Source organism: Serratia sp. 201 (genome assembly GCF_037027545.1).
GTDB classification, from domain to species: domain Bacteria; phylum Pseudomonadota; class Gammaproteobacteria; order Enterobacterales; family Enterobacteriaceae; genus Serratia; species Serratia bockelmannii.
In genome coordinates, this window is sequence record NZ_JAXCHC010000004.1 from 410,488 (window position 1) to 422,143 (window position 11,656).

At 58.1% G+C, this 11,656-nt stretch carries 10 protein-coding genes; 8 read left to right on the forward strand and 2 right to left on the reverse strand.

Translation table 11 applies throughout. The features are described 5' to 3' along the window. Positions 1 to 231 precede the first annotated feature (231 nt). The 3 genes from tal to WA302_RS20750 all read left to right on the forward strand — a co-directional run bounded on the left by tal (position 232) and on the right by WA302_RS20750 (position 3,356). Positions 232 to 1,185, forward strand: a complete 954-nt coding sequence (gene tal / locus WA302_RS20740; protein WP_004932982.1) for a transaldolase — start codon at positions 232 to 234, stop codon at positions 1,183 to 1,185. Positions 1,186 to 1,336: 151 nt separating this feature from the next. After that, positions 1,337 to 1,924 carry a molybdopterin adenylyltransferase gene (gene mog / locus WA302_RS20745; RefSeq protein ID WP_015376607.1) on the forward strand — a complete coding sequence of 196 codons (588 nt, stop codon included), beginning with the start codon at positions 1,337 to 1,339 and terminating at the stop codon, positions 1,922 to 1,924. 124 nt (positions 1,925 to 2,048) lie between these two features. Beyond that, on the forward strand, positions 2,049 to 3,356 hold the full coding sequence (locus WA302_RS20750; RefSeq protein ID WP_049205425.1) for an MFS transporter: 1,308 nt from the start codon (positions 2,049 to 2,051) through the stop codon (positions 3,354 to 3,356). A 44-nt stretch (positions 3,357 to 3,400) separates the two neighbouring features. On the opposite strand, the gene satP is transcribed toward WA302_RS20750, so the two are convergent. Beyond that, positions 3,401 to 4,000 carry an acetate uptake transporter gene (gene satP / locus WA302_RS20755; protein WP_025301520.1) on the reverse strand — a complete coding sequence of 200 codons (600 nt, stop codon included), beginning with the start codon at positions 3,998 to 4,000 and terminating at the stop codon, positions 3,401 to 3,403. A gap of 324 nt (positions 4,001 to 4,324) precedes the next feature. Here satP and dnaK point away from each other — a divergent pair, with 324 nt between their 5' ends. The 4 genes from dnaK to nhaR all read left to right on the forward strand — a co-directional run bounded on the left by dnaK (position 4,325) and on the right by nhaR (position 9,963). Beyond that, positions 4,325 to 6,238, forward strand: a complete 1,914-nt coding sequence (gene dnaK, locus WA302_RS20760; RefSeq protein WP_004932972.1) for a molecular chaperone DnaK — start codon at positions 4,325 to 4,327, stop codon at positions 6,236 to 6,238. Positions 6,239 to 6,344: 106 nt separating this feature from the next. Next, positions 6,345 to 7,469, forward strand: coding sequence for a molecular chaperone DnaJ (gene dnaJ / locus WA302_RS20765; protein ID WP_004932969.1), 1,125 nt, complete (start codon positions 6,345 to 6,347; stop codon positions 7,467 to 7,469). 235 nt (positions 7,470 to 7,704) lie between these two features. Further along, positions 7,705 to 8,871 (forward strand): Na+/H+ antiporter NhaA, encoded by a 1,167-nt coding sequence (gene nhaA / locus WA302_RS20770; RefSeq protein WP_025301521.1) that lies wholly within the window; start codon positions 7,705 to 7,707, stop codon positions 8,869 to 8,871. 192 nt (positions 8,872 to 9,063) lie between these two features. Next, entirely contained in the window at positions 9,064 to 9,963 is a 900-nt protein-coding gene (gene nhaR / locus WA302_RS20775; RefSeq protein ID WP_004932962.1) for a transcriptional activator NhaR, read from the forward strand. A 71-nt stretch (positions 9,964 to 10,034) separates the two neighbouring features. Here the strand turns inward: nhaR and rpsT are convergent, their stop codons facing one another. Then, positions 10,035 to 10,298 carry a 30S ribosomal protein S20 gene (gene rpsT / locus WA302_RS20780; RefSeq protein ID WP_004932960.1) on the reverse strand — a complete coding sequence of 88 codons (264 nt, stop codon included), beginning with the start codon at positions 10,296 to 10,298 and terminating at the stop codon, positions 10,035 to 10,037. 390 nt (positions 10,299 to 10,688) lie between these two features. Between rpsT and ribF the strand changes: the two genes are divergently transcribed. Next, positions 10,689 to 11,627 (forward strand): bifunctional riboflavin kinase/FAD synthetase, encoded by a 939-nt coding sequence (ribF, locus tag WA302_RS20785; RefSeq protein ID WP_049207243.1) that lies wholly within the window; start codon positions 10,689 to 10,691, stop codon positions 11,625 to 11,627. The last annotated feature ends 29 nt before the right edge of the window (positions 11,628 to 11,656 follow it).

Here is an 11,656-nt window from a genome sequence, read left to right on the forward strand (position 1 = left end):
TTTTTTCGAATTTAACATAATTTATTCGGGCGATAGCACGTTATTGCCTTTCCATCCGCTCGGTTATGGCGAAAGATATCGGCGTAAACGGTTGCTCGCCCAAGGATAAAACAGATGCTTGCGCGCCGCGGTTTTCCAGCCTTGCGCCGGGCTTGGCGCATGTTATTATCAGGGCAGGGCATGGTTGAACAATGCCAAAAGTTCATGCACAAACGATGAGATAATGCCAACATGACCGACAAATTAACTTCCCTGCGCCAGCTGACTACAGTGGTTGCAGATACGGGTGATATCGCGGCAATGAAGCTGTATCAACCGCAGGACGCCACAACCAACCCTTCGCTGATCCTCAATGCAGCCCAAATTCCTGAATACCGCAAACTGATTGACGAAGCCATCGCCTGGGCGCGCGGCCAGAGCAGCGATCGCGAGCAGCAGATCGCCGACGCCGCCGACAAGCTGGCAGTCAACATCGGTCTGGAGATCCTCAAACTGGTTCCGGGCCGCATCTCCACCGAGGTTGACGCGCGTCTGTCTTACGACACCGTTGCCAGCGTGGCCAAGGCCAAGCGCCTGATCAAGCTGTACAACGAAGCCGGCATCAGCAACGATCGCATTCTGATCAAACTGGCCTCGACCTGGCAGGGCATCCGCGCGGCGGAGCAGCTGGAGAAAGAAGGCATCAACTGTAACCTGACGCTGCTGTTCTCCTTCGCTCAGGCTCGCGCCTGTGCCGAAGCCGGCGTTTACCTGATCTCGCCGTTCGTTGGCCGTATCCTCGACTGGTACAAAGCCAACGGCGACAAGAAAGAGTTCGCCCCGCACGAAGATCCGGGCGTGATCTCCGTGACCGAAATTTACCAGTACTACAAACAGCACGGTTACAACACCGTGGTGATGGGCGCCAGCTTCCGTAACGTCGGCGAAATCATCGAACTGGCCGGCTGCGACCGCCTGACCATCGCGCCTGCGCTGCTGAAAGAGCTGGCGGAGAGCGAAGGCGCGCTGGAGCGCAAACTGTCTTACACCGGTGAAGTGAAGGCGCGTCCTGCCGCACTGACCGAACCTGAGTTCTACTGGCAGCACAACCAGGATCCGATGGCGGTTGAGAAACTGACCGACGGCATCCGCAAGTTCGCCGTAGACCAGGGTAAACTGGAAAAAATGATCGCCGACCTGCTGTAATTCCTGCAGATCGCGCAGTAAAAAGGTGGCTCAGGCCACCTTTTTTTATGCCCGACGCTCCCGCCGGCGGGGGAAGCCCTTATACTCTCGGCAATGACAACAGAACGGGAGACGAACCCGTTCGGACCCCATCAGGCTGTAGAGGTTACGCATGGATATTTTACGTATTGGTTTGGTTTCCGTTTCTGACCGCGCTTCCGGCGGCGTTTACCAGGATAAAGGCATTCCGGCGCTGGAGGAGTGGCTGGCCGGCGCGCTGGCGACGCCGTTCAAACTGGAAACCCGGCTGATCCCCGATGAGCAGACGCAAATTGAACAAACGCTGTGTGAGCTGGTGGACGAAATGGGCTGCCATCTGGTGCTGACCACCGGCGGCACCGGGCCGGCGCGTCGCGACGTCACCCCCGACGCCACGCTGGCGATCGCCGATCGCGTGATGCCCGGCTTCGGCGAGCAAATGCGTCAGATCAGCCTACACTATGTGCCAACGGCAATTCTTTCTCGCCAGGTGGGAGCGATCCGCAAGCAGGCGCTGATCATCAACTTGCCCGGCCAACCGAAGTCGATCAAGGAAACGCTGGAAGGGGTAAAGGATGAGCAGGGCAATGCGGTGGTGCACGGCATCTTCGCCAGCGTGCCTTATTGCATTCAACTGCTCGACGGGCCTTACGTCGAAACGCACGCCGCGGTGGTAGCAGCATTTCGGCCAAAGAGCGCGCGTCGCGAGATAAACCTCTAAATTTCAGCGTTCTGCGAGATCGGCTTCAGTCCGTCTGGTGTGAAAATAATTTGCCGTTATAGTAAGGATTCTTTTACAGAAAGCCTGCGGCTTTTATTTTTACAGCCTTTACCGACGGTGCCCTATGCCTCACGACAATAATCGCCGGCTGAACCGGCAAGACTACAAAACGCTGACGTTGGCCGCGTTGGGCGGCGCGCTGGAGTTTTACGACTTCATCATCTTCGTGTTCTTCGCCGCCGTGGTCGGCGATCTGTTCTTCCCGGCGGACATGCCGGAGTGGCTGCGGCTGGTGCAAACCTTCGGCATCTTCGCCGCCGGCTATCTTGCCCGCCCGCTGGGCGGCATCGTGATGGCGCACTTCGGCGATCTGGTCGGCCGCAAAAAGATGTTTACCCTGAGCATTCTGCTGATGGCGTTGCCGACGCTGGCGATGGGTCTGCTGCCGACCTACGCCAGCATCGGCATCGCCGCGCCGCTGCTGCTGCTGTTGATGCGCGTGCTGCAAGGCGCGGCGATCGGCGGTGAGGTGCCGGGCGCCTGGGTCTTCGTCGCCGAACACGTGCCGCGCCGGCGCATCGGCTTCGCCTGCGGTACGCTGACCGCCGGGTTGACGGTAGGCATCTTGCTGGGTTCGGTGGTGGCGACGGTGATCAACACCACGCTTAGCCCGCAGAGCATCGCCGGTGGCGGCTGGCGTATTCCTTTCCTGTTGGGTGGCATGTTCGGCTTGGTGGCGATGTACCTGCGCCGCTGGCTGCAGGAAACGCCAATCTTTATCGAGATGCAGGCGCGTAAAGCGCTGGCCGAAGAGCTGCCGCTGAAATCGGTGGTGCTCAATCACAAACGGGAAGTGGTGGTGTCGATGCTGCTGACCTGGTTGCTCTCTGCGGGTATCGTGGTGGTGATCCTGATGACCCCAACCTATCTGCAAAAACAGTTCGCCATTGCGCCGGCTTTGACGCTACAGGCCAACAGTATCGCCACCATCATGCTGATCGCCGGCTGCATTGTCGCCGGTTTGTCGGCCGATCGCTTCGGCGCCAGCAAAACGCTGGTGGTCGGCAGTGTGCTGCTGGCTGGCTGCAGCTGGCTGTTCTATCAAACGGTGGGCGTGCGCCCGGAAATGTTGTTCGCCTGCTATGCGCTGGTGGGCTTCAGCGTAGGCGTGGTGGGGGCCGTGCCGTATGTGATGGTGCGGGCCTTCCCGGCGGAAGTGCGGTTTACCGGCATCTCGTTCTCATATAACGTCTCGTACGCTATTTTTGGCGGTTTAACCCCTATTTTTGTGACGCTGATCATGAAATTGACCCCGTTAGCGCCCGCTTACTATGTGCTGGCGCTGTCGCTCATCGGGCTGCTGCTCGGCGTCTACCTGCATCGCGACCTGAACAGCGAAGCCGGCGAGCGGCGAGCCGATTCCTACAGCTAAAAAAAAGCCCTGCACTGCAGGGCTTTTTCGTCAGGGAAGGGCGATTACGCCGTGACCGGCGAGGCCGCGACGCGGGCCGGAGCCGGCTCGCCAATTGGCAGCACGGTGCGGCCGTATTGCTCGTTGAGCACTTCGGCCATCGCCAGGTAAATGGCGCTGGCACCGCAGATGATGCCCTCATAACCGGCGAAGGTCAGCAGCGCGTGATTGCCGGTGATGTTGCCGACGGCCAGCAGGGCGAACAGCAGCGTGAGGCTGGCGAACACGAACTGCAGCACGCGGTTGGCGGCCAGGGTGCCGAAGAACATGAACAGGGTGAAGACGCCCCACAGCGCCAGGTAGATGCCCAGCACGTGCGCCTCGGTGGCTTCAGCCAGGCCCAGACGCGGCAGCAGCAGCAGGCCGACCAGGCTCAGCCAGAAGCTGCCGTAGGCGGTGAACGCCGTCATGCCGAAGGTGTTGCCCTTCTTGTACTCCAGCAGACCGGCCAAGATCTGGGCCAGGCCACCGAAGAAAATCCCCATGCTGATGATGGCGGAGTTCAGTGGGAAAAAGCCCGCGTTGTGCAGGTTCAGCAAGACGGTGGTCATCCCGAAGCCCATCAGGCCGAGAGGGCCGGGATTCGCCAACTTGTTGGTGTGCATAAGTCCTCTGCGATAACAGAAAATTAACGGAAACAGCGAAGTAAAATCATAAATGGTCTGAATGGCCAAAAAATCGAAGTTTTCCATCAGAGCGCGCGCATCATAATGATCCCCGCAGCCGGAAACAATGATCTGAATGACGATAAAAAAAGAAATTTTTTTTGCCTTGCCCCTTGATGCCGAGCTGGATGGCCCCATCTTATTTGCAACCGCAGCTGCTAACCGCGGGTCGCACTGAGATATCGGGCAGTTGAAAAGCAAAAAATCGCCCGCATATAGGTTAGCAACCTGACTGATTATGAATTTTTTAGTGGAGACGTTTAGATGGGCAAAATTATTGGTATCGACCTGGGTACTACCAACTCTTGCGTAGCAATTATGGATGGTGCCAAGGCACGCGTGCTGGAAAACGCCGAGGGCGACCGCACCACTCCTTCTATTATCGCATATACCCAGGACGGTGAAACTCTGGTTGGCCAGCCGGCTAAGCGTCAGGCAGTGACCAACCCTGAAAACACCCTGTTCGCCATCAAGCGCCTGATCGGTCGCCGCTTCCAGGATGAAGAAGCGCAGCGCGACAAAGCGATCATGCCGTACAAAATCGTCGAAGCCGACAATGGCGACGCCTGGCTGGAAGTGAAAGGCCAGAAAATGGCTCCGCCGCAGATCTCTGCGGAAGTGCTGAAAAAAATGAAGAAAACGGCGGAAGATTACCTGGGCGAACCGGTAACTGAAGCGGTTATCACCGTGCCGGCTTACTTCAACGACGCCCAGCGTCAGGCGACCAAAGACGCCGGCCGCATCGCGGGTCTGGAAGTCAAACGTATCATCAACGAACCGACCGCTGCGGCCCTGGCCTACGGCCTGGACAAAGAAGTCGGCAACCGCACCATCGCGGTTTATGACCTGGGCGGCGGTACTTTCGATATCTCTATCATCGAAATCGACGACGTTGACGGCGAAAAAACCTTTGAAGTGCTGGCGACCAACGGTGACACCCACCTGGGTGGCGAAGACTTCGACAGCCGTCTGATCAACTACCTGGTGGAAGAGTTCAAGAAAGATCAGGGTATCGATCTGCGCAACGATCCGCTGGCGATGCAGCGCCTGAAAGAAGCCGCTGAGAAAGCGAAGATTGAACTGTCTTCCGCTCAGCAGACCGACGTTAACCTGCCGTACATCACTGCAGACGCGACCGGTCCAAAACACATGAACATCAAAGTGACTCGCGCCAAACTCGAGTCTCTGGTTGAAGATCTGGTTGCGCGTTCTATCGAGCCGCTGAAAGTGGCGCTGAAAGACGCTGGCCTGTCGGTTTCCGACATCCAGGACGTGATCCTGGTGGGCGGCCAGACCCGTATGCCAATGGTGCAGAAGAAAGTCGCAGACTTCTTCGGCAAAGAACCGCGTAAAGACGTGAACCCGGACGAAGCGGTTGCCGTAGGCGCTGCGGTACAGGGCGGCGTGTTGGCCGGTGATGTGAAGGACGTTCTGCTGCTGGACGTGACCCCGCTGTCGCTGGGTATCGAAACCATGGGCAGCGTGATGACGCCGCTGATCACCAAAAACACCACGATCCCGACCAAGCACAGCCAGGTGTTCTCTACTGCGGAAGACAACCAGTCTGCAGTAACCATCCACGTGCTGCAGGGTGAGCGTAAGCGCGCCAGCGATAACAAATCTCTGGGCCAGTTCAACCTGGACGGCATCCAGGCGGCACCGCGCGGCATGGCGCAGATCGAAGTGACCTTCGATATCGATGCTGACGGCATCCTGCACGTGTCTGCCAAAGACAAGAACACCGGTCGTGAGCAGAAGATCACCATCAAGGCATCTTCTGGCCTGAACGAAGACGAAATCCAGAAAATGGTGCGCGATGCCGAGCTGAACGCTGAAGCTGACCGCAAGTTCGAAGAGCTGGTACAGACGCGTAACCAGGCGGATCACCTGATCCACGGTACTCGCAAGCAGCTGGAAGAAGCGGGTGACAAACTGCCGGCGGAAGATAAAACGGCGATCGAAGCGGCGCTGAAAGATCTGGAAGCGGCGGTGAAAGGCGAAGATAAAGCCGAGATCGAAGCGAAGACTCAGGCGCTGGTGCAGGTTTCCGGCAAGCTGCTGGAAATGGCTCAGGCGCAGCAGGCTCAGCAGGGTGCTGACGCCGGCGCGGACAACGCGGCGCAGAAAGACGACGACGTGGTTGACGCTGAGTTCGAAGAAGTTAAAGACAAAAAATAATCGCCCTTAAGCGGGCACGGGGCGGCCGAGATGCCGCTACCGGAAACCAGCACGGGCGTCGAGGCAACTCTGCGCCCGTGCACGCATGTTAAGGGTAAGCGAAAGAATGGCGAAGAAAGACTATTACGAGATTCTCGGCGTCAGCAAGACGGCGGATGAACGTGAGATCAAAAAGGCGTATAAACGCCTGGCGATGAAATACCATCCTGACCGCAACCAGGAACAAGACGCCGAAACCAAGTTTAAAGAAGTTAAAGAAGCTTACGAAGTCCTGACCGACGACCAGAAACGCGCGGCCTACGACCAGTATGGCCACGCGGCCTTTGAACAGGGCGGCATGGGCGGCGGCGGCTTTGGCGGCGGTGCCGACTTCAGCGATATCTTTGGCGACGTGTTTGGCGATATCTTCGGCGGAGGCCGCCGTCAGCGCGCCAGCCGCGGTTCCGATCTGCGCTATAACATGGAGCTGACCCTCGAGGAAGCGGTACGTGGCGTCACCAAAGAGATCCGCATCCCGACGCTGGAAGAGTGCGACGTCTGCCACGGCAGCGGCGCCAAGCCGGGCAGTTCACCGGTCACCTGCCCAACCTGTCACGGTCAAGGCCAGGTGCAAATGCGTCAGGGCTTCTTCACCGTGCAGCAGGCGTGTCCACACTGCCATGGCCGCGGCCAGATCATCAAAGATCCGTGCAACAAGTGCCACGGCCACGGCCGGGTTGAGAAATCCAAAACGCTGTCGGTGAAAATTCCGGCCGGCGTCGATACTGGCGACCGCATCCGCCTGGCGGGTGAAGGCGAAGCCGGCGAGCACGGCGCACCGGCGGGCGATCTGTACGTTCAGGTGCAGGTGAAGGCGCACCCGATCTTCGAGCGTGAAGGCAACAACCTGTACTGTGAAGTGCCGATCAACTTCGCCATGGCGGCGCTGGGCGGCGAGATTGAAGTGCCGACGCTGGATGGCCGGGTGAAACTGAAGGTGCCTTCGGAGACCCAAACCGGCAAGCTGTTCCGCATGCGCGGCAAGGGTGTGAAATCGGTGCGTGGCGGCAGCCAGGGCGACCTGCTGTGCCGCGTAGTGGTGGAAACACCGGTCAATCTGAACGACAAGCAGAAGCAACTGCTGCGTGAGCTGGAAGAGAGCCTGGGCGGCCCATCCGGCGACAAGAACAGCCCGCGCTCGAAGAGCTTCTTCGACGGGGTGAAAAAGTTCTTTGACGATCTGACTCGCTAACCTTCTGTTTCTGTTGGTTTATGTTAGAACCCCGGGCATTTGCCCGGGGTTTTTATTTGCGTGCTACAACGCTCATTCCCTAAGAATAATGTGATTTACTCGTGCTTTTGATCGGTTTTTTCGAGTTATTTAGCATTTATAAACTTATTTTTTCGAACTAAAACGCCCTCTATACTCACTTCATGACTGTGGTTCGCAGGGCGCTACGTCCTGCACAGATTTGGAGAGACGTACTGTGACCAACATCATTCGTCAATTTTTACGTCAGGAAGCCGCGGGCGGCATCATTCTGATCGCGGCGGCGATCGTCGCCCTGATCATGGCCAACAGCCCGGCGCAGGGGATCTATCAGGCATTTCTTAACCTGCCGGTGATGGTGAAAATTGCTTCGCTGGAGATCGCCAAGCCGCTGCTGCTGTGGATCAACGACGGCCTGATGGCCATCTTCTTCCTGGTGGTGGGGCTCGAGGTCAAGCGCGAGCTGATGCAAGGCTCGCTGTCCGGGCGTGACAAGGCGGTGTTTCCGGCGATCGCCGCACTGGGCGGCATGCTGGCGCCGGCGCTGATTTACCTGTTATTCAACGGCGCGGATGAAGTTACTCGCCAGGGGTGGGCAATCCCGGCCGCGACCGATATCGCCTTCGCGCTGGGCGTAATGGCGCTGCTGGGCAACCGCGTGCCGACCAGCCTGAAAGTATTCCTGCTGGCGTTGGCGATCATCGATGACCTGGGCGTGATTATCATCATCGCGCTGTTCTACACCCACGAAGTGTCGATGGTGGCGCTGGGCGTGGCAGCGGCGGCGACGGTGCTGCTGGCGGTGATGAACTGGCGTGGCGTGGGAAAAACCTCGCTGTATATGATGGTTGGCCTGGTGTTGTGGGTGGCGATCCTCAAGTCCGGGGTGCACGCGACGTTGGCCGGGGTGATCGTCGGCTTTATGATCCCGCTGAACGTCAAGAAGGGGCCATCGCCATCGGAAACGCTGGAGCATGAGCTGCACCCGTGGGTCGCGTTTATGATCCTGCCGCTGTTCGCTTTCGCTAACGCCGGGGTCTCTTTGCAGGGCGTATCGCTGGAAGGATTGACGTCGCTGCTGCCGGTCGGGATTGCGGCTGGCTTGTTTATCGGTAAGCCGCTGGGGATTTTCCTCTTCAGCCTGCTGGCGGTAAAAATGGGCATCGCCCGTTTGCCTGAAGGCATCGGCTTCAAACAGGTATTTGCCGTTTCGGTGCTTTGCGGTATTGGTTTCACCATGTCGATTTTTATCGCCTCGCTGGCGTTCGGCGAGGCGGATATGGCGCTCAGCACCTATTCCCGTCTGGGGATCCTGTTGGGCTCGACGGCTGCGGCGGTGGTAGGGTATGGATTGCTGCGTCTGGCGTTGCCGCGCGTACGTTAATCCTGAATGTGCCCGGTAAGGGCACATAATAAAATGGCTGGTCGGAGCTGTACGGTATAAAATATGTGCAGCTTCGGCCGTTCTTCGTTGGGACTAATGGGGCTATACGTTGTCTGAAGCAGGGAAAGGAAGTTTGTCGCTCGTCACGGCACACCGTTTGCCGCTGCGAAACGTTGTTAAGGAGAGCCGCTCGTGAGGATGTCGCATATCAACTTTAATCACCTTTACTATTTCTGGCAGGTCTGCAAGGCCGGTTCCGTGGTCGGCGCCGCTGAAGCGTTGTTTCTGACGCCGCAGACCATCACCGGCCAGATCAAGGCGCTGGAAGAGCGGTTGGACGGCAAGCTGTTCAAACGCCAGGGGCGCGGGTTGGTGCCTTCGGAGCTGGGGCAGTTGGTGTTCCGCTATGCTGACAAGATGTTTATGCTCAGCCAGGAAATGCTGGATATCGTCAACTATCGCAAAGAGTCGAATCTGCTGTTCGACGTCGGCGTGGCGGACGCGCTGTCGAAGCGCCTGGTCAGCCAGGTGTTGGAAACGGCGGTGGTGGTGGACAACGAACAGATCCACCTGCGTTGTTTTGAATCGACGCACGAGATGCTGCTGGAGCAGCTCAGCCAGCACAAGCTGGATATGATCCTGTCGGATTGCCCGGTGGACTCCAGCCAGCAGGAAGGGCTGTTCTCGCTGAAGCTGGGCGAGTGCGGCATCAGCTTCTTCTGTCGCCAGCCGGCGCCGGAGTTGCCGTTCCCGGCCTGCCTGGAGCAGCGTAAGTTGCTGATCCCCGGCCGCCGTTCGATGCTGGGGCGCAAACTGCTCAACTGGTTCAATACGCAGGGCATCCAGGTGGAGATTCTGGGCGAGTTCGACGATGCGGCGCTGATGAAGGCTTTCGGCATGTATCACAACGCGATCTTCGTGGCGCCGACGCTGTATGCGCAGGATACCTACAACGATGATAACGTGGTGGAGATTGGACGTATAGACAGCGTGCAGGAGGAGTATTACATCATCTTCGCCGAGCGCATGATCCAGCATCCGGCGGTGCAGCGCGTCTGCAACAAAGACTTCTCGGCGCTGTTTTCCTGCTAGCGGTTCACTGAACGCAGGGCGTAAAAAAACCGGCCTGAGCCGGTTTTTTTATCAAGCAGATAACGAAATGCTTACTGCATTGCGTTGATGCGTGCAGTCAGGTTTGACTTATGACGCGCTGCTTTGTTTTTGTGGATCAGGCCTTTAGCTGCCTGACGGTCCACCAGTGGCTGCATTACCAGGAATGCATTTTGTGCTGCTTCTTTGTCGCCAGCTGCGATAGCTGCGTCTACCTTCTTGATGAAGGTACGCACCATTGAGCGACGGCTTGCGTTATGCTTGCGGCGTTTCTCAGACTGTACGGCGCGTTTCTTAGCTGATTTGATATTAGCCAAGGTCCAACTCCCAAATATATTCTATTGAGGACAATTCAAAGGCCGAGGAATATGCCCTTTTAGCCTTCGTTTGTCAATGGATTTGTGCAAATAAGCGCCGTTTGTACAGGCGGCACTCGCTACGTTGTGATGGCGCAGGATTTTACCAGCTTCGCTCTTGGGAATACAGTGTTTCGCGAGAAAATTCGCCAATGATTTGCCGCGGCGGGCGCAAGCCGTTGGCCGCGGTCGAGAATCGGCCCGGCGGCGCGGGATAAACTGCGGTGAAGCCGTTTCACGCGCAGATTATCTCCGGTATGGTATGTCTATTACATAAAGGCACCAATCGCGGGTTAACCTTACCGGCTGTACAAGGTATAATCCGCCGATTTCCACTGTTTTGAGCCAGCTATGGAGCTAATTCGCGGCATTCACAATATCCGGGCGCGCCACCATGGTTGCGTGCTCACCATCGGCAACTTCGACGGCGTGCATCGCGGTCATCAGGCGTTGCTGGAGCAGTTGAAGCAACAAGGGCAACGCCTCGGGCTGCCGGTGATGGTCATGATCTTTGAGCCGCAGCCGCTGGAGATGTTCGCCGCAGACAAGGCGCCGGCCCGTTTGACGCGCCTGCGCGACAAGGCCAACTACCTGGCGCAGGCGGGCGTCGATTACCTGCTGTGCGTCAAGTTCGATCCGCGTTTCGCCGCCAACACCGCGCAGGCGTTCGTCGCCGAGCTGCTGGTGGAAAAACTGGGCGTCAAATTCCTGATGGTGGGGGATGATTTTCGCTTTGGCGCCGGGCGTCAGGGCGATTTTCCGCTATTGCAGCAGGCCGGAAAAGAGTACGGCTTCGACGTGGTCAGTACCCCGACCTTCCGCGAAGGCGATCGGCGCATCAGCAGCACCGCGATCCGCACCGCGCTGAGCGAGGACGATCTGCCGCTGGCAGAGACCCTGCTGGGCCACCCGTACAGCATCTCCGGGCGCGTGGTGCACGGCGATGAGCTGGGCCGCACCATCGGCTTCCCGACCGCCAACCTGCCGCTCAAGCGCCTGGTGGCGCCGGTGAAAGGGGTGTATGCGGTGGAGGTATACGGCCTGGGGCCGCAGCCGCTGCCAGGCGTGGCCAACATCGGCACGCGTCCGACCGTCGCCGGCGTGCGCCAGCAGCTGGAAGTGCATCTGCTGGATGTCACAATGGATCTTTACGGGCGCCATATTGAGGTGGTGCTCCGCGCAAAATTGCGCAATGAACAACGGTTTGCTTCTCTCGATGCCCTGAAGCAGCAAATCGCCAATGATGTGGTGACGGCCCGGAAGTTCTTCGGGCTACAGACACCGGTTTAATCTCTATAGCCGAAAACGGAACCGAGAAT